Origin of the sequence: Blochmannia endosymbiont of Camponotus nipponensis (genome assembly GCF_009827135.1) — a bacterium.
GTDB lineage: Bacteria > Pseudomonadota > Gammaproteobacteria > Enterobacterales > Enterobacteriaceae > Blochmanniella.
Genome location: NZ_CP046534.1, coordinates 12,286 through 37,169, shown reverse-complemented (window position 1 = coordinate 37,169; position 24,884 = coordinate 12,286). Strand labels below are relative to the sequence as shown.

At 27.6% G+C, this 24,884-nt stretch carries 17 protein-coding genes and 3 tRNA genes; 3 read left to right on the top strand and 17 right to left on the bottom strand.

Annotation, left to right across the window (positions count from 1 at the left end):
- Positions 1-476: 476 nt before the first annotated feature.
- The 10 genes from rodA to GN161_RS00110 form a co-directional block, all read right to left on the bottom strand.
- Entirely contained in the window at positions 477-1,589 is a 1,113-nt protein-coding gene (gene rodA / locus GN161_RS00155; protein ID WP_159714254.1) for a rod shape-determining protein RodA, read from the bottom strand.
- A gap of 68 nt (positions 1,590-1,657) precedes the next feature.
- On the bottom strand, positions 1,658-3,505 hold the full coding sequence (gene mrdA, locus GN161_RS00150) for a peptidoglycan DD-transpeptidase MrdA (RefSeq protein WP_159714251.1): 1,848 nt from the start codon (positions 3,503-3,505) through the stop codon (positions 1,658-1,660).
- A 120-nt stretch (positions 3,506-3,625) separates the two neighbouring features.
- Positions 3,626-3,943 (bottom strand): ribosome silencing factor, encoded by a 318-nt coding sequence (gene rsfS, locus GN161_RS00145; protein ID WP_159714248.1) that lies wholly within the window; start codon positions 3,941-3,943, stop codon positions 3,626-3,628.
- Between the two features lie 678 nt (positions 3,944-4,621).
- Entirely contained in the window at positions 4,622-5,665 is a 1,044-nt protein-coding gene (holA, locus tag GN161_RS00140; protein WP_159714229.1) for a DNA polymerase III subunit delta, read from the bottom strand.
- A gap of 71 nt (positions 5,666-5,736) precedes the next feature.
- Positions 5,737-6,294 (bottom strand): LPS-assembly lipoprotein LptE, encoded by a 558-nt coding sequence (locus tag GN161_RS00135; protein ID WP_236840099.1) that lies wholly within the window; start codon positions 6,292-6,294, stop codon positions 5,737-5,739.
- A complete protein-coding gene (gene leuS / locus GN161_RS00130; protein ID WP_159714226.1) occupies positions 6,291-8,903 on the bottom strand; it encodes a leucine--tRNA ligase in 2,613 nt (870 codons plus the stop codon). Before leuS ends, GN161_RS00135 begins: the two co-directional genes overlap by 4 nt.
- 211 nt (positions 8,904-9,114) lie before the next feature.
- Positions 9,115-10,647 carry an apolipoprotein N-acyltransferase gene (lnt, locus tag GN161_RS00125; RefSeq protein WP_159714223.1) on the bottom strand — a complete coding sequence of 511 codons (1,533 nt, stop codon included), beginning with the start codon at positions 10,645-10,647 and terminating at the stop codon, positions 9,115-9,117.
- Positions 10,644-11,531 carry a CNNM family magnesium/cobalt transport protein CorC gene (gene corC, locus GN161_RS00120; RefSeq protein WP_181950839.1) on the bottom strand — a complete coding sequence of 296 codons (888 nt, stop codon included), beginning with the start codon at positions 11,529-11,531 and terminating at the stop codon, positions 10,644-10,646. The genes lnt and corC overlap by 4 nt, the downstream gene beginning before the upstream one ends.
- Positions 11,532-11,550: 19 nt before the next feature.
- Positions 11,551-12,039, bottom strand: coding sequence for an rRNA maturation RNase YbeY (gene ybeY, locus GN161_RS00115; protein ID WP_159714220.1), 489 nt, complete (start codon positions 12,037-12,039; stop codon positions 11,551-11,553).
- Positions 12,040-12,142: 103 nt separating this feature from the next.
- Positions 12,143-13,126 carry a PhoH family protein gene (locus tag GN161_RS00110; RefSeq protein WP_159714217.1) on the bottom strand — a complete coding sequence of 328 codons (984 nt, stop codon included), beginning with the start codon at positions 13,124-13,126 and terminating at the stop codon, positions 12,143-12,145.
- A 407-nt stretch (positions 13,127-13,533) separates the two neighbouring features.
- Between GN161_RS00110 and GN161_RS00105 the strand changes: the two genes are divergently transcribed.
- Positions 13,534-14,706, top strand: a complete 1,173-nt coding sequence (locus GN161_RS00105) for an FAD-dependent monooxygenase (protein WP_159714214.1) — start codon at positions 13,534-13,536, stop codon at positions 14,704-14,706.
- A 275-nt stretch (positions 14,707-14,981) separates the two neighbouring features.
- On the opposite strand, the gene GN161_RS00100 is transcribed toward GN161_RS00105, so the two are convergent.
- The 5 genes from GN161_RS00100 to nagB form a co-directional block, all read right to left on the bottom strand.
- Positions 14,982-15,053 (bottom strand) — tRNA-Gln (locus GN161_RS00100).
- Between the two features lie 76 nt (positions 15,054-15,129).
- Positions 15,130-15,211: transfer RNA gene (locus tag GN161_RS00095), tRNA-Leu, on the bottom strand.
- Between the two features lie 44 nt (positions 15,212-15,255).
- Positions 15,256-15,329, bottom strand: a tRNA-Met gene (locus GN161_RS00090).
- Positions 15,330-15,775: 446 nt separating this feature from the next.
- Complete coding sequence (gene nagA / locus GN161_RS00085; protein WP_159714211.1) at positions 15,776-16,936, bottom strand: N-acetylglucosamine-6-phosphate deacetylase; 1,161 nt, start codon at positions 16,934-16,936, stop codon at positions 15,776-15,778.
- Positions 16,937-16,963: 27 nt separating this feature from the next.
- On the bottom strand, positions 16,964-17,767 hold the full coding sequence (gene nagB / locus GN161_RS00080) for a glucosamine-6-phosphate deaminase (protein WP_159714208.1): 804 nt from the start codon (positions 17,765-17,767) through the stop codon (positions 16,964-16,966).
- A gap of 712 nt (positions 17,768-18,479) precedes the next feature.
- Here nagB and glnS point away from each other — a divergent pair.
- Positions 18,480-20,144: a glutamine--tRNA ligase gene (glnS, locus tag GN161_RS00075; protein ID WP_159714205.1), complete on the top strand. Its 1,665-nt coding sequence runs from the start codon at positions 18,480-18,482 to the stop codon at positions 20,142-20,144.
- 172 nt (positions 20,145-20,316) lie between these two features.
- On the opposite strand, the gene fldA is transcribed toward glnS, so the two are convergent.
- Both fldA and GN161_RS00065 read right to left on the bottom strand, forming a co-directional pair.
- On the bottom strand, positions 20,317-20,856 hold the full coding sequence (gene fldA, locus GN161_RS00070; protein ID WP_159714202.1) for a flavodoxin FldA: 540 nt from the start codon (positions 20,854-20,856) through the stop codon (positions 20,317-20,319).
- Between the two features lie 231 nt (positions 20,857-21,087).
- The gene (locus tag GN161_RS00065; protein WP_159714199.1) at positions 21,088-21,852 is read right to left on the bottom strand and encodes an alpha/beta fold hydrolase; all 765 of its coding nucleotides are present in this window, start codon (positions 21,850-21,852) and stop codon (positions 21,088-21,090) included.
- 264 nt (positions 21,853-22,116) lie between these two features.
- On the opposite strand from GN161_RS00065, the gene GN161_RS00060 reads away from it, so the two are divergent.
- A complete protein-coding gene (locus tag GN161_RS00060; RefSeq protein WP_159714196.1) occupies positions 22,117-23,775 on the top strand; it encodes a phosphohexomutase domain-containing protein in 1,659 nt (552 codons plus the stop codon).
- The last annotated feature ends 1,109 nt before the right edge of the window (positions 23,776-24,884 follow it).

Genomic DNA, 24,884 nt, shown 5'->3' with positions numbered 1-24,884 from the left:
TAAATTATGGAATAATTAATATTGAGTATACATAGTTGTAAAAAATTAATTTTTTACAACTATGTATATATTGTATATTTAAGTGTACAAACCTTGTTTCTTATCAAGTAAAATACTTAAAACATAGTGAGTTACATATGCAAAATTTTAGCAAAATAAAATCATTAGTTTATTTATTGCCTACTATAATATAATAGTTTTTCTATCTTATTATTGAACATTATATATTTATATCTTTATGTTTAATATATTTTTTACATAAATATATTATTAATAGAAAAATATTCTTATATTATTCATAATGTTTTTAGTATTTATTTATTATATGAAATATAATGTTTATTTGATAATATTAATAGAAATAGTTATATATGTAGTTTTTTTGTTTGTCTTAAGTTTTTGAAAATTTTAAATGAAAAATTATAAAATGCAACAGTAATATTAGTTAATTATTTTATTGTGTTTTATTTCAACATTTATAATGTTTTAGAAATCATTTTTTTATGTCCATTTATTGACATAATCATTCCAAATCCTGCCATTAATACTAATAAAGAGGAGCCACCATAACTTATTAATGGTAATGGAATTCCTACTACTGGTAGTAGACCGCTGACCATACCAATATTTACAAAAATATACATAAATAATACTAGCATAAAGCTCCCAATGATTAATCTCCCAAACATATGTTGTGTTTTGGCAGCAATAAAGAATCCACGTAATATAATCCCTAAATACAACAACAATAATATTGATATTCCAAAAAATCCTAATTCTTCTCCTATTACTGAAAAAATAAAATCAGTATGACGTTCTGGTAAAAATTCTAGTTGTGACTGTGTTCCATGTAGCCATCCTTTTCCAGTAAAACCCCCTGAACCTATAGCAATTTTTGATTGAATAATATGATATCCTGCCCCTAATGGATCAATTTCTGGATGCAATAATATTGTTATTCTAGATCTCTGGTATTCGTGCATACAAAAAAACCAAAAAATAGGAGCGAATAAAATTATTATTAATAATGTAAGCATGATTAGTTTCCAACTAATTCCAGATAAAAATAATACGAAAAATCCAGAGCTAATTGTTAGAATTGCTGTGCCTAAATCTGGTTGTAATAGCATGAGTATAGTAGGAGTCATAGTTAGTAATAGCGCAATACCAACATTTTTAAAAGATGGTGGGTGCTGACCTCTATTAATATAATGTGCTATCATGAGCAATACAGAAATTTTAACTATTTCCGATGGTTGAAATCTTATTATTCCAAAATCCAACCAACGTTGAGCTCCTTTGCTGATTTGTCCGATCATATTAACTGATATTAATAATATGAGAGATAAAAAATATATGTAAGGCGTCCATAATTCGTAAACTCTGGGAGGAACTTGTGCTAAAAAAAACATAAGTAATAATCCTCCCATAATTTGAAACATTTTCAGTCGCATTATTTCAAAATTTTGTCCACTTGCGCTCCACATTATGAAAGTTCCATATAGTAACAAAAAAACAATAAGTAAAAATAATGTTAAATCAATATGATATCTATTCCATAGTGATTTTTTTTTGATAATTAGACTCATAAACATATTACGCTAATTGGTTAGGTTGATAAAAATATATAAAAATAATCTAATTCGATGTTTATTTATTATAATAAGATAAAATCAAATATTTTTCTTGTAATTGTTCCTATTGATACTCCAATTCCAGCGTTTTCTATAATTATTACCACGGCTACCGTAGGATCTTCATATGGAGCAAAGGCAGTCATCAATTTGTGGTCTCTAAGTGATTCAGCAATTTTTTTGGGATCATAGATTTGGTTGCTTTTTAAGCTAAATAGCTGTGCTGTACCAGATTTTGCTGCTGCTTTGTATGAAGTACCAGAAAAACTATTATTTACTGTGCCATTTGCACGATTGGCTGCTCCAAACATTCCGTCTTTAGTAATTTTCCACACATTTGATTTTGGGTCACCTATTTGTTTGTATTCTTTTTGATGGTATGTAATATGATCAGTGTCTGATATAACACTATCAAGTAAATGAGGAATATACACTTTACCGTCATTAATTAAAGTAATTAAGGCTTTGGACATTTGTATAGGAGTTGCAGTCCAATACCCTTGACCGATTCCTACTGGTATGGTATCTCCGTGATACCATGGTTTCTTAAAACGTTTTACCTTCCATGCTTTAGTAGGCATTACACCAGTTAATTCTTCAAATAAATCGATACCAGTATATTTACCATATCCAAATTTATTCATCCATTGTGACAAATTATCTATTCCCATTTTATAAGCTATTTGATAGAAAAAAGTATCAGAAGATTCTTCAAGAGCTTTTGTGATGTTTATTTCTCCATGTCCCCATCGTTTCCAATCACGGAAACGTTTTTCTGAACCAGGTAATTGCCACCAACCAGGATCATCAAATAAAAAATTCTGATTAATTACTCCTAATATTAAAGCGGATACGGAAATGTAAGGTTTTACTGTAGATGCAGGAGGGTATATCCCTTGAGTCGCGCGATTAAGTAAAGGACAATTGTTATCTTTTAATAACATGTTATATTCTGTATTCGATATACCATTAACGAATAAGTTGGGATTATAACTAGGATGCGAAATCAAGGCTTGAATTCCACCATTTCTTGGGTCTATAACTATTACAGAAGATCGATTTCCTGATAATAATTTTATAATGTATTGTTGTAAATTTAAATCTAATGTTAAAATAATGTTCTTTCCTGGTATCGGGGATTTTTTATATAGTTCTCTAATTATTTTTCCTCGATTGTTTATTTCCACAGCACCGTAACCTGGTGTACCATGTAAAATATTTTCGTAATAACGCTCAATTCCTAATTTTCCTATATTGGGGGTTGTAATATATTTACCCAAAATACCCTTTTTATTTAATCGTTTTATATCTTCCTCGTTAATTTTGGAAATATATCCGATAACATGAGTACAGTCGGATCCATAAGGATAATAACGACGTTGATAACTTTTTACTGTTACCCCGGAAAATTTAAACCTATTAACAGCAAATCGAGCTTGTTGTTCTTCTGTTAAATCAATCTTAATAGGCAATGAAACAAATTGAGAAGAATGTTTTAGGGTGTTTTCAAACTTTGAAATATCATTATTGCTTAAATTTAATAATAATTTTAATTCATGAATTGTTTCTATTAAGTTAATTGTATTTTCTGGTATTATTTCTAGTTGGTAAATAGTACGATTTAATGCCAATGCTATTCCATTACGGTCATAGATGATTCCTCTTTTAGGTGGAATAGGAATAAGTTTAATACGATTTTCGTTAGAACGTGTAGTATACATATTAAAATTAACTATTTGTATTTGGTATAAATGAATCAATAAAACACCAATGATTAATATAATAAAAACACATGCAATAGTTATACGATGAGTAAATAATAAAGACTCATCCGAATAATTATGCAGGATTGGATAATTATTAGGCTTCATGTATTTAAAGTTTATTTATATTTGATATTAACAATTGATGCAAATAGTTATACACTTGTTTGATAAATGATTTGTTATTGATAAGATAAAACATATATTTAAATAAGTTCCTTATTTATATTAGCTCCAAAGTTTTTCCAGTGCATATAGTTTACGAATTTCTTTTTGCATTATATGTGTTACTACATCACCTAAATCTACTAGAACCCATTCACCAATATTCATGCCTTCTATTCCATAAAGTTTTAAACCAGCGCCACGAGATTTATGTAATATATCTTGGGATATAGAAATGACATGACGATTGGAGGTGCCAGTACAAATGATCATGATATCCGTGATATTGGTTTTAATACTCATATCAAAACACATAATATCTTGTCCTTGTGTATTGTTAATAACATTAATTATAAATTCTTTCAAAATATCGGATTGCAAATTTAATATCCAATTATATGTTATATATAAATTTTATTGTTATGATAATAGATATAAATGTATGTTATTTAATTAAACAGTACAATAACTATCTTATTAATTTTTAATGTTTAAAATAAACATAAAGAATTCTATAGATGTAGTTGTTACATATTAACAATGAGTTTTATTTATTTAAAAAATAAGACATGGATCCACATCAACATATGTCTTTGACGAAAAGAGGTAATTACTTGAATATAACTTTACTGTTATTGAGATTATAAAAAATAACTATTTGATTTGTATTTATAGTAGATGTTCCGATAAAATAAATGTGAAACAGTGTTCACTTGATGTTTTGATTATGTTGTTTTATAGAACTTAAATAGATAGGTTATATGTCTCTAATTTAAACATACAATTATATATATTGTATGAGATGTTATTGTAGCGATGTTAGTCATGTTGATGATAACCATCAATTTTTAGTAATAACTACTACTATATAGTTTATACATATATATACATACATATAATTATGTTATAATGGTAAAGAAATAGGAAATTATTTTAAAATATTTTAATGTAATAGAATCAAGTTATTAGGAAATTTGTTTCATTTATGTTATTAACAAAGAATACCTTTTCAGTAAATAATAATTTACTGAAAAGGTATTACTCAATATGGATGATGTATTAAATTACAATATTATTATTAAGTGTGATTTTTTTATCAGAACATAATATAAGAGATAATAGTTCAAAAATTGATCGTGATAAACAAATATAATCTTTTTTATACTTTAGTTCTATTTGTACTAATAATTCTATTGTTTGATATAAGCGAGATAAACTTAAACGTTTCACTGCTCTAGATAGCAGTGCGGCATGATACTTTCTATGTATTTTATATTGTTTTAATAAATTGGGTAATGATTTTCCTTGTGCCATATTGTATTTTATATTAGTTATTATTAATACTTCAAATTTAATTTTATATAATAATGTTTCTAAATCAACACCTATATGTTCTAATTTTTTTGAAATTCGGTCAGCGCGTTGTTTATTACCTATCAAAATCGCTTCTATCCAATGATTTATATTAAAACATGCTGAATCAGTTACTATTTTTTTTACGCGTATGAAACTTAAATTTCCGTCAGGATATATTAAAGATAAATTTTGTAGTATTTGATTTAATAGCACTAAATTACCTTCGTAATAATAACACAATAATTGAATAGCTAAATTTTCTATGACAAGTTTCATATGTTTGGCTTGATTTTCTATCCATGTTATTAGACATGCGTGTGTAAGCGTGTTACAATCAACAAATGTTCCTATTTTGTTAAAATGTTCTAATAGAATATTATTTTTATTAATTTTATTTGATTCATAAATGTGCAAAATTAATATTAAATCTTCATGAAGCAATGAGGATAATGAAGATACGTTTTTGTTAAAACAAATAACAGGATAATCTTGAGAAAATTTTAATAATAATATTTTTCGTTTTTCAAATAAATTTGATGTTTTAAATAAATTATGTATATGTTGCCAATCAGAATACATATCTAAGGTTATATTCACAGATTCATTAAAATTTAGTATTTTAGCTATATTAACAATATTCACATAACTATTTTCTAAAAGAAAAGAATCATTTCCTAGCAACAAATAAAAGGATTTTAGTTCTTTTTTTAATTCTATAGATAATTGTTCTGGGTATATCCAAATCATGACATATTTTAATGATAAAATAAAAAATTTATATTAAATATAAAAAATAATTTTACAATACATCTGAATTATCAATTTTCATATTGTAGAATCAATTGATATATAAGTTGTTGAGCTGCTTCTTGATACATTTCTTTACGTATATTTTTTTCTTGTGTATCATTAAATAAAGCTTTTTCAGGGTTTCTTATAAAAGAACGACATACGCAAATTTTGATAGGACAACAATCTTTATTTGGTATTAATAAATTAGTTTGTATGCGTAATATTAATTGATACCCAGCTTCTTTTCCATTTTGAAATAAAAAAGTGGTTATGTGTTTTTCTAAAGCATTGATGATATATAAATGAGGAATCTGTGTTTTTTCTGTACACATATCATTATTAAAATCATCAAATATATCAATATGATTTGCGTATAACTCAGAAATTATAGCTCGAGTTATTGATCCACATGGATCATAACTGTGTATTACCATAGATTTTATATTGTTTCTAATTGTTTTTAATTCTTGATCTGTTACATCTGTGTGTAATCGATAACTACAACTTGCAAGTGTAATAGTAGTTACAATACTTATAATTATTAAAAAACAATTTTTTTTACGTAAGAAATATTCAGAATTCACTTTACAATAATATTAATTACTTTATTTGGAATAAAAATAATATTATTCATTTTTTTTCCAATAAGATATTTGTTCAAAATGCCTTCTGTTTCTAACAATTTATAAACCATATTCTTATCACTATTTAACGGTACATAAATTTTATGTCGCATCTTTCCGTTCACTTGTACTAGGACGAGTGTTCTTTCATTTTTTATTGCTTGTTTATCTACAACAGGCCATGTTACATGATCAATATCTTCCGAACCTCCTAGAGCCTTCCATAAAATAAAACTGATATGGGGGGTAAATGGATATAGTAATCGTATTATTATAGTTAAACCTTCTTGTAATACTGCTCTGTCTTGTGTATTTCCTTGTGGGGCATTATATAATTTATTGAATAATTTCATAATAGCTGTTAAAGCAGTGTTAAATGCTTGTCTATGATCAATATCCTCGGTAACTTTTTCTATAGTTTTATGTATATTGTATCGAATAATTTTTTGTGCATGATTAAGTTTTAAAACACATAAAGTTTCTATGGGTCTATTTTGGACGTGTCGGTATACTAAGTTCCAAATACGTCTGAGAAAACGTTGAGCACCTTTTATACCAGATTCTTTCCATTCTAATGGCGATTCAATTGGAGCAGCAAACATGATAGAAAAACGTACCGCATCTGCTCCATATTTTTTAATAATTATATTTGGATCAATGCCATTATTTTTAGATTTTGACATTTTACATATTCCATCATAAATTAAATCATGTCCATTTTTGTCAATAGCTTTTATTATACATCCTTTTTTATCACGTTTTATTTTGATATTAGTTGGATTAACCCATATACGTTGGTTATTAGAAGATAAATAATAAAAAGAATCTGCTAATACCATACCTTGACATAATAAACGTATTGCAGGTTCGTCGGTATGCACTAGTCCTTCATCACGCATTAATTTATGATAAAACCGAAAATATAACAAATGCATAGTGGCATGTTCAATGCCACCTATGTATTGATCAATTGGTAACCAATAATTGGCAGCATGCGTATTTAACATACCTTCATTATAATTAGGACAAGTATAACGCGCATAATACCAAGAAGATTCCATAAAAGTATCAAAAGTATCAGTATCACGAATAGCTGTATGTCCTTTATATGTAGTTTGTATCCATTCAGAATATATTTTTAAAGAACTATTGATATATCTATTGTTGTTTCCTTGTATATTTGACATATTTTTTGGAAGAATTATTGGCAGTTGAGCCAAGGGTACTGGCTTAACAACATTATTTTTTAATGTTATTATGGGAATAGGAACGCCCCAATAACGTTGGCGCGAAATGCACCAATCTTTTAGACGATACTGTGTTTTATATTGAGCTATACCATTTGTAATTAATATTTTGGTAATAATATTAGAAGCGATATAAGAACTTAAACCATCAAATTTACCAGAATTAAATAATATTCCATAATGAGTCATTGCTTTAACCATAATATTTTCTTCAGTTCCATCTAGATTTTTTATAACAGGTTTTATTGGTAGATTATATTTTTGAGCAAATTCCCAATCTTGTTGATTATGCGCTGGAACTGATATAGCTGCTCCTATTTTATCTGATTCCATAGGTACTACAAAATTCGCGACCCAAATCGGTAATTCACTATTAGTAATTGGATGTATTGCGCAAATATTTATAGGCATTCCTTTTTTTTCAAAATAAAGAATATTATTCTTATTTAATTTAGTATAGAAATTATCACACTTTTGAATAAAGTGAGCTAAATTTAAATTGTTTTTTGCTATTTTTAACGCTATTGGATGATCTATAGATATTACTAAATAAGTAATTCCCATAAAAATATCTAATCGTGTCATGTATATCGTCAACGTGTCATTGGAATGTTTAATTTTAAAAGTAACATTTATGCCTTTTGAACGGCCAATCCAATTTCGCTGCATAACTTTTACCTGTGTGGGCCAATGTTTTAATTGATTTAGTCCATATAATAATTGATCTGCATAATTAGTAATTTTTATAAACCATTGCGGAATTTTTTTATATTTCACATGAGTATGACAACGCCAACAGCAATCATTTATGACCTGTTCATTAGCTAAAACTGTTTTATGATATGGACACCAATTTACTGATGCTGTTTTTTTATATACTAAACCTTTTTTATATAATACAGTAAAAAACCACTGTTCCCATTGGTAATATTGTGGCTGACAAGTGATCAGTTCTCTGTTCCAATCATAGGCAAAACCTAATGTTTGTAATTGATTTTTCATGTAATTGATATTAGAATATGTCCATTTTGCTGGATCTACATTGTTTATCATGGCGGCGTGTTCTGCAGGTAATCCAAATGCATCCCATCCCATGGGCTGTAGTACGTTTTTTCCAAGCATACGTTGAAATCGAGAAATTACATCTCCAATTGTATAATTGCGCACATGCCCCATATGCAAGTTTCCAGATGGATATGGAATCATTGATAAACAATAATATTTTTCTTTATTATTATCTTCGATTACTGAAAAAGTTTTATTAGTATACCAATACTGTTGAATAACACTTTCTATTTCATTTGGAGAATATGATTTATGCATAATAACTTTGTGATATAATAAAATTATTAATTAGTAATTAATAAATTTTAATTAATGATTAAATATCAATTTTTTTTAAATAAAGTTTTTATAAAAATAAAAACTAATATTGTAATGATGCAGTTTATCTAATTAATAATGTTCGATGAATTCAAATCTCTTAAGTAATTATATACTAAGTGCATTGAATATTTAAAAATTTTTATTAAAATTATACATAATTTTTGCATTTAAAAATGAGCACAATATATATAGCAACACCTAAAAATAGCCAATATCTAAATTTTGCATATGGTGTTAAACCTGTGGTTGGAATAACTTCATCACTAAGTACTGCAGAGGTAAATTGAGGTAGTTGTGCTTTCAGAGAACCATCTGCATTAATAATCGCAGTGATTCCATTATTTGTACTGCATAATAAAGGTCTTCCTAATTCTAAAGCACGCATACGAGCCATTTGAAAATACTGCCATGGTCCAATAGAATTTCCGAACCATGCATTGTTTGCAATAGTTAATAAAAAATCAGTGTCAGGTTTAAAATTATCACGTATTTGTTTACCCAGAATTATTTCGTAACAAATAGAAACAGTCATTTTTATATATGATACAGTTAATTGTGGTTGAATGTAACAACCTTTTTGCATTAAAGGTATAGGAAATTTAATAAAATTTAACAGTGGATTAAAAAATTTCTGAAATGGAAATCTTTCAGAATATAATACTAAATGATGTTTATCATACCGATTATAATGTGGGTATTTATAAGGTTCAGATTCTCCGAGTACTATTACACTGTTATAGTAATGGTAACAATTGTAAGCACAACGTACTCCAATGATCCCAGTAATTAAATTTGTTTGATGTTGTCTAAATTGATGATCTAATAATTTTAAAGTTTTATTATGATCGATTTCATTTCCTGGAATAGCTGATTCTGGCCAAATAACTATTTTAGTTTTTCCTAACAAAGGTAAAGTATGATTGATATATGTCTGTAATATTTTTTCTACATAATTAGGGTTCCATTTTATATGTTGGTCGATATCACCTTGCACTAAAGAAACACGCACAGCACGTTGTGGCTGTAAATGATACCATTGTATCCATGTTAGAGGCCATAAAAGCAATAGCATCCCCAAAGATATGATAGTTGATGATAATTGTTTTTTTTTAATTGATACTGCTAATAATCCGCTAATTAATATTAATACAAATGTAATACCTTCCACTCCAAAAATAGGGGCAATACCTTTAAGGGGTCCATCAATTTGAGTATATCCAAGTTGTAACCATGGAAATCCGGTGAAAATATATCCTCTAATATATTCTGTAGTTAGCCAGAATATTGGAGCCACACTTATTGTATACCATATAGTTGTATGTGATTGCGTTATCGCCAATAAAATGGAAAATAATACGGGAAATAATGTTAGATATAATACTAAAAAAACGATTAATAAAATATTAACAAAACTATACATTTTGCTAAATTGATCTAGACTTATATAGATCCATTGCAATCCGCTCCCAAAAAATCCAATACCCCAAAAAAATGTATACCATGCAGCTTTTTTCCATGTAGAATCTAGAATAATTTTTAATAAAATAGTTGAAGAGATAATACTAGCTGGCCAAAAATTATATGGGGAAAATCCTAAAATACCGAATACTCCAAATAACAATATTATGATAGACCAAAGATATTCTTTATATTTATGAAATGTAGTAATCATAGCAATCATATTTTTAGATCATTTTGTTTGGGGATATATAGTGAGTTTTTAGGAATTTTTACAAGTAGTTGTACAATACGATGACTGTCTGTAAGTGTGACTTTAAATTTATAACCTGAAATATTAATAGATTCTCCATTGGTAGGCAAATGCCCAAAAGATTGCATAATAAAACCTCCAATAGTATCTATTTCTTCATTGTAAAAACAGGTATTGAATATTTTATTAAAATCTATAACAGGGGTTAATGCGTTAACAATAAAAGTATATTGGCTTATTTGACAAATATTACAACTATTTTTATTATCATATTCATCTTCAATTTCTCCCACAATCAATTCTAATATATCTTCTATGGTAATTAATCCGGACATTCCCCCAAATTCATCTATTACAATTGCCATATGGCAACGTTTCAGACGAAATTCTTGTAACATTCTATCTACGCCTTTGTGCTCTGGTACTACCAGAGCAGGACGTAAAATTTTATCAATATTACATGGTTGATATTTTTTTAATATAAATGGTAATAAGTCTTTAGCAATTAAAACACCTTGGATTTTATCTTGATTACCATGTAATACTGGGAATCTGGAATGGGCAGATTCTATAATAGTATTAAGTTGTTCATCCCAAGACTGAGTATTTTTTAAAAAAATAATTTGTGCTCTAGGTATCATAACATCTCTAACTTTTTGTTCAACAATATCCATAACCCCTTCTAACATATCTCGGGTATCTGAATCTATCAAAGCATTTTGTTCAAAATCACGTATTAAATTTAATAAATCGTTGCGATTTTTAGGACTACTATGAAAGAGATGATGTAATATGAAAGTAAAGAAACTCTTTTTGCGAATAGAATTAACGTTCTCCTCTAAATTATTATTCATAATGTTATTTTAATTGTATTTATAAATATTTAAATGATCTATGTTTAATATAACAACATCTCTTATATCCACATTTTCGAAGTATACTGATTTCTACTTGTTTCATTAACATGGCTTCTTTATCAAAAATATGATTATAGCCTAATAAATGTAATGAACCATGAATTGTCATATGAGCCCAATGTGATTGAGAAGGCACATTGTTTTGTTTAGATTCATATTCTATGACCTGGCGACAAAGTACTATATCTCCAAGTAATGGAGATGTAACGATTGATGGCGGCGTAAAAGGAAACGATAAAACATTAGTGGGATAATTTTTTCCCAAATAATACCAATTTAAATAACGCATCTCTTTTTTATCTACTATACGAACTGTTAATTCAATTTTTTTTCTATATGTAGCAAATATATTGTATATCCATGTTTGAAACATTTTTTGATTAGGTAATCCATTCAGATTTTTACATGCTAACTGCAGATCAATAATCACTTGATTATTTACCATTAATTAATCCTTCTCATTCTAATGATTATTATCATTACGTATTTGTTTTTATAATTTGATGTGTGATTATGTTTTGATTTATTTAGATACGTATATAAATTTTTTATTTTTTGTCCCATGCTTCATAAGCATCTATTATGCGACTAACTATCGCATGACGAATTGAATCTTCTTTGGTAAAAAAATTAAAACTAATATCTTTAATAACAGGCAATACTTTCATGGCATGTGTTAATCCAGATGTTTGAGTAATTGGTAAATCAATTTGAGTTATATCGCCGGTAATAATTACTGTAGAGTCAAACCCAATACGTGTTAAAAACATCTTCATTTGAGTGATAGTAGTGTTCTGACTCTCGTCAAGAATGATAACAGAATCATTTAATGTACGTCCACGCATATATGCTAATGGTGCGACTTCTATTATATTTTTTTGTATTAATTGTTCTACTCTTTCCTGACCAAGTATATTAAATAAAGCATCATATAATGGACGTACATAGGGATCAGATTTTTGGTTAAGATCACCTGGTAAAAACCCCAATTTCTCTCCAGCTTCAATAGCAGGGCGAGTTAAAATAATGTGTTTGTTTTTTCTTCGCTCTAATAAATCTACTGCAGCAGCTATTGCTAGATAAGTTTTTCCAGTACCTGCAGGTCCTATGCCAAAAGTGATATCGTGGTTAAAAATGTTAGAAATATATTGTGTTTGATTTTTTGTACGAGGTTTTATTATTCCATGTTTTGTTTCAATTTGCATCAAAGTGTGATGAATATCTTCTATATGTTGTGATTGTTTTTTTGAAATTTGAATTTGTTTAATGGTCAAATATACTTGCTCTGGATTAATATCATGAATCGTTCCATACTCAGATTCTGTATCTGAGTATAGAGATATTAAAGCATTAGTAGCGGTATCAACTGCTAATGATGTTCCTATTAATTTAAAAAAATTGTCACATCTATTTATGGTAATGCTCAATTGAGACTCTAATTGTTTTAAATTATCATCAAAAGGTCCGCATAGACTTATTAAACGTTTATTATTTGCTGGTTGTAATCTAATTTCTTTGGTTTCTAAATTCAAATATTACCCCTAACTTTTCAGAAATAGAACAGTCAACAACAACAAATTCTGTCACCATTTACAGGTGATAGAAATTTTCAAATATTTTTTTTGAGACATATTTTAAATTTTAAAATAAATAGTAACATGATATCTTAAGATATATATATAAAATAATTCATAAAAATCAACCAATTCATTAACACAACAGTATAAACTAACAATAATACATTTAGGGTAAAACATGTTTAATTATATGTCAAGAACATGTCATTGTGATTGATTTTTATTTTTTTATATTTATTTAAGTTTTTCATTTTTATATGTTATAAATTTATTGTTTAAAAGTATTTGTTTGCATGAAATATTAATATCATTAAGAATACAGTGATCTGCAAGAACAATCTTTACATGAATTGTAAAGTATTATGAATAAATTATTTTGTGATGTGTTAATATTTGGAGCGGGTATTATAGGTGCATCTTTAGCGTTGCGTCTTTCTCAATCTGGTATTAAAGTAATTATAGTAGATTACAAACATCCTATTCCGATCAAAAAAAAACCGCATATTCGGGTTGCTGCTATTAATTATGCTTCGATAGAGTTCTTAAGAGAAATTAATGTGTGGAAAAAAATTCCTTCTGATTTTTGTACCCCATATCATCACCTAGAAGTATGGGAATGGTCATCAGCAAAAGTAATTTTTCATGCCATGTCTGTAGGTTTGTCTAAAATGGGGTATATTGTTGAAAATAATCGTTTACAATTAGCACTTTGGGAAAATTTCATAAACTTTAAAACAATAACGTTATGTTGTCCATCTATGTTAATCTCCATGTATTACGATGGCTGTGACTGGCGGTGTATTCTTGATAATGGTGTCGTAATTATTAGTCGTTTGTTAATAGGAGCTGATGGTATGCATTCTCAAATCCGGAAAAAGTTAGGAATTGGAGTAATTGGCTGGAAATATCATCAATGTTGTATGTTGCTCACTATTGAAACAGATAAATATAAACATGGAACACTTTGGCAGATATTTACTCCTTATGGCCCTATAGGTTTTTTGCCTCTATATAGTCATTGGGGGTCATTAATGTGGTATAACACTCCTAAACGTATTCAGGAATTACAAAAATTACCTATAGAAATGTTAGAAAAAGAAATTGAAAGTAATTTCCAAAAACAATTAGGTAATATCAAACTACACAATATGGCTGTAGTTCCCTTGATTCGTCAACGTGCACATGAGTATGTAACTACAGGAGGGGCACTAGTTGGTGATGCTGCGTGTTCTTTGCATCCTTTAGCAGGACAAGGAATAAATTTAGGACTGCGTGATGTTATAAGCTTGTCACAATTATTGATACATTCACGTGTTTTTGAAGAGCGTTCGAGTGTTTCAGAAGTTTTGATATCCTATCAAAAGAGTCGTGAATACGACTCTTTCTTAATGCAATCGTGTATAGATTGGCTATACGTTCTTTTCCATAATAATTGTTTACCATTAAAGATAGCAAGAAATATCACATTTATGGCGGTTGAGCGTTCTTATTACTTAAAAAAGCAAATATTAAAATATGCTTTAGGTATATTATAAAAAGGTATTTATAAATAAATATGATAGTTATATTATGGGTGATATATCAATATAACTAAGTACATGTAATTTAATAACAAGTTATATATAAATATTTATATTTATATATAACTATAAATTTATTCTGTAATTGTAAAAAGTTTTTTTTTGCACCTAATATTTTTATTATTGATTTCTAATCATTTGTTAATAAAAAATTATAATTTTTATTATGAATTTAAAGCATCCTATTTTTGATTATTAAAGTGTAATAATTTAGTGATGATCTACTTTTACTGGGGCACCAGGATTCGAACCTGGGAATGGCGGGATCAAAACCCGCTGCCTTACCGTTTGGCTATGCCCCATTATTCTAAATATATTTATTAGTGTTTTATATTTATCATATTTTTATTTTTTATATAATCATTTCGTAAATAAACATACGGGAGGCGAGATTTGAACTCGCATACCTTGCGGCATCAGATCCTAATTCTGACGCGTTTACCTATTTCGCCACTCCCGCGTTTGTGGTTGTATTATCATAGTTATATTGTTATTTCAATATAATAGCTACGACGGGATTTGAACCTGTGACCTCAGCATTATGAGTGCTGCGCTCTAACCTACTGAGCTACGTAGCCAATGATTTCTTCAATTGTATTGTTTTATAAAAAAATTCAATGATGCATTTAGTAACATATACTCATTTCCGCATTATGCAACAGTTATAAAATATCCGTCAACTGTCTTTTGTGTTATATAAATAATAAAATTTAATATCATTATTACGGGAGTGTACTATTTTTATAAGTTTGTATTGTACTATTATACGGTTTATTTTATTGTTTGTATCTGTATAAATGTCATTATAATTATAGTTTGATTACAAATAAAAAATAAGAGCTACTATTATGGCTATATGTATTATTTAAAACTATATTGTATAATAATCTAGTTTTATTTAAATATAGGAAAGTAATGAGTAATTTGTGATAATAAAAGTTTTAAATATTACTAATCTAATTGTGGATTTTCATTATAATAAATATTTATTTAGCACATTTATCTATGTTCTAACATAGATAAATTATAAAAATGATATGTTAATGATTTTTCCGTTAACAATGGTTTTTTTAATTTGATACTCTTGATTAAAAACGGTTAAATTAGCAATTTTGTTGATTTCTAAACTTCCTAAATAATGTTCTACTCCTATCGCTTTTGCTGGATATAGTGTAGCCATACGTAAAGCCTCATCTAATGGTATTCCAGCATATTTAACACTATTTTTTATTGCTTGCATCATGGTTAAAGTAGATCCACTAAGTATACCTGTACTATCTACACATATGTGGTTACGGTGATATATAATTTTGTTAGAAAAGAGAAAACTAGATACTAGAGTATTTGTGCCTGCAGGACTAGTAGCATCAGTCACTAAAATTAAACGATTTCCTTTGATTTTTTTAGCATATCTAATATTAGCCCAATGAACATGATGACCATCAGCTATAATACTACAATATATTTCTGGTACATCAAAAATGGCTCCAATAACACCAGGTTCACGAGCAGTTAATGGAGGCATGGCATTAAATAAATGAGTTCCAAAACTAACACCATATGAGAAACTAAATCGTGTTTGGCTATAAGTAGCGTTAGAATGTCCAATGGCAATGCAAATCCCTGATTTTTGTAATTTTTGAATAACAATCATGTCTAATTGTTCAGGAGCAAGAGTTATTTTTTTTATAACATCACTATTATTACATAGATAATTTATCATTTTTTTTGTTGGGACACGAATTAATATAGGATCATGTACACCTTTTTTTATAGAATTTATAAATGGACCCTCTAGATGTAATCCTAAAGCTTGGTTTTTATTTTTGGATAAAAAAGTGCGCATAACTTCAACAGCATGTTGTATTAAAATATCATTACTGGTAATTAATGTTGGTAGAAAGCTAGTGCAACCTGAGGATTGATTAGTTCTTTGCATTGTCTTTAGTGTACATACTGATATTGCATTTATATGATCGTTAAATTGCACACCACCGCATCCATTAACCTGTAAGTCTATAAATCCAGGTGTCAATATATATCCTGATAGATCATATATATCTATGTTTTTAGGTAATTCACTAGTAAAGCAAATAGCTTTAATGATATCGTTGGAAACTATTAGTGCATGATTGTCAAGAATTTCTTTACCAGTATATATTTTGCTATTAGTTAAAGCATACATATTTGTAAAAATAAAAAGTAGAAAAAATTATATTGTGATTGTTTGATTGTTTATTTCTAACTCTTGAAAATATTTAACTGTTTTTATTTTTAATTCCATAGTTGATAATTCATCGCATACTAATATTGATTTAGGATGTAACTGTAAACAAGTAATAGTCCACATGTGATTAATACTACCTTCAATTGCTGCCTGTACTGCTACTGCTTTATCTAGTCCAGTTGCAATTATTATTATTTCTTTTGATTCTAACAACGTAGCAATTCCAATAGTCAATGCAAATTTAGGAACAGAATCAATATTATCATTAAAAAATTTAGAGTTCGATATACGAGTTTCTTTGCTTAAATTTTTAATTCTAGTACGTGACGTTAAAGATGAGCCAGGCTCATTAAAAGCAAGGTGCCCATCACTTCCAACGCCTCCTATAAGTAAATCAATCCCTCCATATGATTTTATTTTTTCTTCATATTGTTTACATTCATTTTTAATATCATTGGTATCTCCATTTAGAACGTAGACATTTTCTTTAGGGATATCAATATGATTAATAAAATTTGTATGTATAAAAGCATGGTAACTTTTTGGATCTTCACAAGATAAACCAAAATATTCATCCATAGTGAATATTATCACATATTTAAAACTTATTTGACTAGACTGATGCATTGTTATAATATTTTTATAAGTTTTCATTGGAGTTCTACCTGTCGGTAGACCTAATACAAATGGTTTATCAATAGTAGGATGGAAGGAATTAATTTGATAAACCACATAGTGGGCGACCCATTGAGCAACGTGATCATAGGTATCTAGGAATATAACTCTCATGTAGGATCCTTGTGTAATTAAACTGATAATAAATTGGTTTTTCAGTATTGAAAAATTCAATAAACACTAAAATTGTGCACATGCACATATATGTTTAATTGTAGATAAGGTATGATCCATTGGTTAATAGTTAAATATAAGTTGATCATTAACTCAATATTCTTAAATAGCAACAAGAAGATATATAAAATAAAATATATATTGTTAAAAAAATTGTTATATTGCATTCGTCCGTGAATTTTGAAGTTATACATACATCAGGTGTATAAAGTTTACAATTATTTTTTAATACTAAAATATAGTGTATTTATATCTATCATAAATATATTTATTTTGCAAATATCTCTGATGCTTTTTAATTTTAATATAATTATATATTTTTGTAATTAATAACACTGTACTTGATGCATATTCATGCTGATTTTTCTATTAAATAGACTACTTTTCTGACAATACAATCAATACGAGTATATTTTATCAAATGTAATAAATTTTATAATGATAAATTAAAATTTGTGCATATACATCTAAATAATAATTACCATGATGTTATGTGTTAAAGATTGTAGTTTTTATATAAATTAATATTTTAACAAATTGATTGATTATTGTTATAATATAACAATAATCAATCATTGTGATTGCAAATAGTGATGAACGTATTATCTATATATTAATCAGTGATTATTTATATTTATAAAAAGGTGAATAAATGAATATTCTTATGAATTATCGACCTAATTTTATTCATTATATTATTGATAAAGATTTAGAATCAAAAAAATGTACTGATGTGCGTACACGATTTGCTCCAGAGCCTAATGGATATTTACATATTGGACATGCTAAAGCTATTTGTCTCAATTTTGGTATTGCTGAACGTTATCATGGTCAATGTAATTTACGTTTTGATGATACCAATCCAGAAAAAGAGCATGAAGAATATGTTGAAGCTATTAAGCATGACATTCAATGGCTTGGTTTTGTATGGCATGGAGATGTACATTATTCATCAGATTATGTCGAAGAGTTCTATCATTATGCGATTAAATTAATTAAAAAAGGATTAGCTTACGTAGATGAATTATCTACAAATGAAATTAAACAATATCGTGGTACATTAACGCATTCAGGAAAAAATAGTCCATATCGCTCTCGTAGTATTAAAGAGAATTTAATTTATTTTTCTAAAATGCGGGATGGAGACTTTCCTGAAGGCGGTGCTTGTTTACGTGCGAAAATTAATATGTCCTCTTTTTCTATGGTTATGCGAGATCCAGTATTATATCGTATTAAATACGCTCCGCATCATCGTATTGGAGAAGATTGGTGTATTTATCCAACATATGATTTTAGTCATTGTATTTCAGATGCAATAGAAGGTATTACTCACTCTTTATGTACTTTAGAATTTCAAGATAATCGTATTTTATATAATTGGATATTAAATAATATTGATATAAATATACATCCTACTCAATATGAATTTTCCCGTCTTAATTTAGAATACGTGATTACATCTAAACGAAAACTTAACATTTTAGTTACAAAAAACATAGTTGAAGGATGGGATGATCCTCGTATTCCTACTATTTCTGGATTACGACGTAGGGGATATACAGCTAGATCAATTCGTGAATTTTGTCATCGTATCGGTGTTAGTAAACAGGAAAGTCAAATAAAATTGTCATTTTTAGAATCATGTATTCGAGCAGATTTAAACAAAAACGCACCTCGACTTATGGCTGTAATCAATCCAATAAAAATTATTATCAATAATTTACCTGAAGGATATGAGGAAAAAGTAGAAATGCCAAATCATCCTAATAATTTTAAGATGGGGTTTCGTTATGTGATGTTTAGTAAAGAGATTTTTATTGATCGTTTGGATTTTTGTGAAATATTACATGATAAAAAATGCTATAAGTTAACCTTAGGTAAAGAGGTACGATTAAGGTATGCATATGTTATAAAAGCAGAAAGCATACAGAAAGATAATAGAGGAAATATCATTTGTATTTATTGTAGTTATGATCCATATACTTTACATAAAAATCCAGTAGATGGCAGAAAAATTACAGGAGTGATTCATTGGGTATCAGCAACAAGAAATATAGCAGCGGAATTTCGTTTGTATGATAAATTATTCACCCATCCTAATCCTTCCTCTATTACGGATAACTTATCGAATAATATTGATCCTAAATCTTTAACTATTTCTAAAGGAGTGGTTGAAGACAGTATAGTGCAACCTTATAATTCTAGCGTTTATCAAATTGAACGAGAAGGGTATTTCATTATAGACAAACGTTACTCCAAAAAATATTATCCAGTATTCAACAGGATAGTAACCTTAAAGAAGTCTAATATTTATTAAACAAATATGGTAAAAATTATTATTTTTTATCTTATTAATGCGATCACTCTAACTATTTAGTTAATTATTATTGAAATATATTAGGAATGCATATTCCAAATATATACGAATATATTCGTATATAAATTCGGTTTATTTTAACTATCATTATATTAATGTTTATACACTATATCTATGGTGATATAGTGGGATTATTAATGTTCATCTCATTCCGAATTTGATTAACCCAGTGTTGTACGCGTATTTCTGTCATTTCAGGTTGACGATCTTCATCAATAGCTAATCCTACAAATTTATCTGTACCAATTAAACTTTTTGATGTATCAAAATGATAACCGGATGCAGGCCATAACCCTATAACAGTGGCTCCATTTTTCAAAATAATATCATATAGGATACTCATCGCATCACAAAAATATTCTGCATAATCTTCTTGATCTCCACATCCAAATATTGCTACTTTTTTTTCAGAGAAATTAATATTTCTTAGGACAGGTAAAAAAGAATCCCAATCACATTGAGGTTCTCCATAGTACCAGGTAGGAATTCCAAATAATAAATTATTGTAATTTTCTATATCTTCTTTAGAAGTTATAGCTATATCAAAAATATCAGCAATATCCTGCCCCAACTGCGTCTGAATCATTTTAGCAAGTTTTTCGGTATTACCTGTATCACTACTGAAAAAAATACCTACTAATGCTACTCCCATAATATTTCAGCCTTATACTTATATAATTAAAAATATATTGTTATTGTTAACTAAAACACATCCAATTTTTAAAATCTATTACAGCATTGATGTTACTATAATTTGTTTATGATATCATTTTTACAACACTTAATCAAAATAAAAAATCATTAGTGTTATTTATTTGTTATGTTTATATAAACTTTTAGAGTAAAATGATAAAATAAAAATATATAATATATATTTTATGAATTAATAGATAATAAATTTGTGAATTATATTTAATACATGTATGGAATTATCCCAATGCACCCAATGTCCTGCGTTAGGTATTTTTTGAATATATGCTTGAGGAAATTGATGATAGATATCATGCAGATAACAATCATCCAGATATGAAGACAATGCGCCTTTAATAAATAAAGCTGGACCCCACCAAGTTTGGTATGTGTCCCAGTCATTAATATAAATATAATTATTTTTAATAGAAGAAAAATTAAAAATCCAAGATCCTTTTCGGAAAGATTTTAATAAAAACAATATTAATGTCCTATCAATAGAACATTGTTGCATAAGGCGTACAGCTTCGTCTCTACTTTTTACTCCAGAATTATTAATATATTCAATCGCGCGAAAAATGTCATCATGACTATGTGCATTATATTTTACTGGAGCTATATCAATAACTATGACTTTACTTATGCGCTGAGGTGCTAGCATGCATAGTTTCATAGCCACTTTTCCTCCCATTGAATGCCCAATAATTATACACTTTTTTATTGATAATTGCTCTAATAAATCTAAGATGTCTTTTGCCATGATAGAATAAGTCATAGATTGTTCATGAGGAGAACGACCATGATTACGCAAATCAACTTGTACAACATAACAATGTTGAGCCAAGCTTTCAGCAATTATTCTAAGATTATTAAGATCACCAAAAAGTCCATGGATTAATATTACTGGAGTTTTCTTATATATAGTTTTAAGCGTTCGTAATCTATAATTTAGCTGCATTTAATGTACTGTTGTAATAGCATGAAGACGCTGTTAATAATAATTAAATAATATATGTATTTAATACATATGACAATACTTGCTTAATCGACACAGATCGTTATTGCTGCAGCCTGAAAGTGTTAATATAATGTGGCTATTAAAACATATTTTTCATATTTCTTTATGTACTAAAAATTATAACATTAATATATCGATAGATTTTATGAAGAGAGATTATAATAATTTTTACATTAAAGAATAATCAATATAGGAAATATTTATATGAAAAATCATGTTCGTTCCGGGCAACTTATCCCATATAATGAAATTATTGATATGTCTCGCTTAATAACACAATATTATACTTTGTCCCCGGATCCAAGTAACAGTGCTCATAATGTTGTATTTGGTACATCAGGTCATCGTGGAAGTTCTCAGAAATACAATTTTAATGAAGCTCATATATTAGCTATTAGCCAATCAATTGCACAAGTGCGTGCACAGCAAGGTATAACTGGTCCATGTTATATTGGAAAAGATACGCACATTCTTTCTGAACCAGCATTCATATCTGTACTTGAAGTATTAACGGCGAATTTTGTTGATGTTATTATTCAAACAAATAATGGATATACTCCGACTCCTGTTATTTCTCACGCTATTACTCAATATAATAAAAATCATCATAATAATTGTTCTAAAAAAGCTGACGGAATCATTATCACGTCTTCTCATAATCCACCCGAATATGGTGGAATAAAATATAACTCAACACATGGAGGACCCGCTTCTACTAATATAACTCGTGCAATTGAACGAATTGCTAATAAATTTTTAATAAATAATTTACAAAATGTGCATCGTATGACATTAAATAGTGCTTGGAAAAGCGGTTATATACACATACAAGATTTTATTCCGAGTTATGTAAAAAAGTTGTCTACAATAATTGATATGAACGCTATAAAAACATCTGGTTTAAAATTAGGAGTACATCCTTTAAGTGGATCAAGTATAGATTATTGGCAAAATATCGCTCAAGATTATCAATTGGATTTACATTTAATTAGTGAGAAGATTGATAAAACTTTTAGTTTCATACATCTTGATTATGATGGCTGTATCCGAATAGACTGTTCTTCTGAATTTGCCATGGCTGGAGTGTTACAATCGTATGGTAATTTTGATTTGCTTTTAGTTAATGATCCGGACTGTGATAGACATGGCATTATTACTTCTTTGGGTTTAATACAACCCAATCATTATCTTGCTATCGCAATTAATTATCTTTTCAAAAATCGTCCATTGTGGCGCAATCATTTATTATCTATAGGAAAAACTTATGTATCTAGTACTATGATAAATCATGTAGCACAGAATCTTAATCGTCAATTATTAGAAGTACCAGTAGGTTTTAAATGGTTTGCTCAAGGACTATTCAATAGTTGTTTTGGTTTTGTGGGCGAAGAAAGTGCAGGAGCATCTTTTTTAGATTTTTATTGTTCGCCATGGTCTACTGATAAAGATGGATTTATCATGTGTCTATTAGCAGCTGAAATAATTGCTATTAGTGATACATCTTTACAAAAGTATTATGATCAATTGATTCAAAATTTCAGTATATCTAGCTATAATCGTATTCAATTACCCATTAATTATATACAGAAATCCCTTATTTCCAATACATTATTTCATCAGATTAATATGACAGAATTAGCAAATGATCCTATCATTAAAATATTAAATGTAGTTTCATCAAATAATCAAATATTCATGGATGGTGTAAAAATTATGACTCATAATGGTTGGGCAGCGTGCCGTGTATCAGGTACAGAACCAGTATATAAAATTTATTGTGAAAGCTTTTTGAATGTTTCTCATAGAAAACAAATAGAACAGGAAATAATAAGTATTATTGATGCTATAATAAAAACATCATAAGATAAAAGATCAATGATAATGGATTGAATAAAATAATCATCAAATAATTACAATTATTAGTTTTTCATCATTTTTCAATAATAGTTTGAATATAATTTTATTTTATAAAATATGAATAAAAAATTATATCTTTATTATCTATATTAGTATACGTACGTTTATATTGTATTATGAATGCTCGTGATGTAGGATAAAATTTGTATTTATTATTCTTACAATAAAATTCAATTGTATATAGAACTATTAATATTCCTTTTAATATAATCATTTGTTATATATTTATAAATCCAATGCGTATGTATATTAAAAGAATTAAAAGTATGTGTCTGCTATAATTGTAATTATGGTTGTATATTATTTTGCCCTGTCTTGTAACGTTTTTATAAGAGGTTCGATGCATTAAAGTTAAAGTGTTTAAAAATTATAATTTTGAATAAGTGATTATCATATTTATTATATAGGCAGTATATATCTTTTTTGTACTTTTTAAAAAATATCTATATATTTAATACATATGTTGTTTTATCAGTAATGTTTGATTATTTAAAATATAGTCGGTGGAATTTTACTTTTATATAATTTTGTAGGTGTTTAAAATTATTGTTTGAACGGTCGTTTGTTAATGTGTAAAAATAACGATGAATTTTGTTATTAATCGTATTAATGATATATTTAGGTAACAATGATACTACAATTTATTGCTAGTTTTAAAATTAAATGTATGTATATATACTATATAAGTAACATTGATATAAAGTGAATTGTTTATTAGCACAAAACTATAAAATTTCATTTTTTTAATACATGTAGGAAGTATAGGTATATGTATCTAGGTACTCATACTTCATGTAACACTGAAAATATATTTGCATGTTTTATAATTTATTTATGCTTACAAATTTCGCATTATTTATCTATGAATCTTTTATTTTGAATACGCAACTTATGTATAGGTAATTGAAATAACACAACCAATATTATTGGTTCTCTATAGGTTCATGATTGAAGTTATCATAAATATAAATTCTTCAGGTTTGAAAAATGTGACAGATATAAGAATTTAAATAGCAAATAAAATATATAATTTTGTTGTTTGATTATTTTTGTTA

Excerpts from the sequence above, each read along its gene's own strand:
- rodA (WP_159714254.1), bottom strand. The coding sequence starts at position 1,589 with ATGAGTCTAATTATCAAAAAAAAATCACTATGGAATAGATATCATATT.
- mrdA (WP_159714251.1), bottom strand. The coding sequence starts at position 3,505 with ATGAAGCCTAATAATTATCCAATCCTGCATAATTATTCGGATGAGTCT.
- holA (WP_159714229.1), bottom strand. The coding sequence starts at position 5,665 with ATGATTTGGATATACCCAGAACAATTATCTATAGAATTAAAAAAAGAA.
- leuS (WP_159714226.1), bottom strand. The coding sequence starts at position 8,903 with ATGCATAAATCATATTCTCCAAATGAAATAGAAAGTGTTATTCAACAG.
- lnt (WP_159714223.1), bottom strand. The coding sequence starts at position 10,647 with ATGATTGCTATGATTACTACATTTCATAAATATAAAGAATATCTTTGG.
- corC (WP_181950839.1), bottom strand. The coding sequence starts at position 11,531 with ATGAATAATAATTTAGAGGAGAACGTTAATTCTATTCGCAAAAAGAGT.
- ybeY (WP_159714220.1), bottom strand. The coding sequence starts at position 12,039 with ATGGTAAATAATCAAGTGATTATTGATCTGCAGTTAGCATGTAAAAAT.
- GN161_RS00105 (WP_159714214.1), top strand. The coding sequence starts at position 13,534 with ATGAATAAATTATTTTGTGATGTGTTAATATTTGGAGCGGGTATTATA.
- nagA (WP_159714211.1), bottom strand. The coding sequence starts at position 16,936 with ATGTATGCTTTAACTAATAGCAAAATATATACTGGTAAAGAAATTCTT.
- nagB (WP_159714208.1), bottom strand. The coding sequence starts at position 17,767 with ATGAGAGTTATATTCCTAGATACCTATGATCACGTTGCTCAATGGGTC.
- glnS (WP_159714205.1), top strand. The coding sequence starts at position 18,480 with ATGAATATTCTTATGAATTATCGACCTAATTTTATTCATTATATTATT.
- fldA (WP_159714202.1), bottom strand. The coding sequence starts at position 20,856 with ATGGGAGTAGCATTAGTAGGTATTTTTTTCAGTAGTGATACAGGTAAT.
- GN161_RS00065 (WP_159714199.1), bottom strand. The coding sequence starts at position 21,852 with ATGCAGCTAAATTATAGATTACGAACGCTTAAAACTATATATAAGAAA.
- GN161_RS00060 (WP_159714196.1), top strand. The coding sequence starts at position 22,117 with ATGAAAAATCATGTTCGTTCCGGGCAACTTATCCCATATAATGAAATT.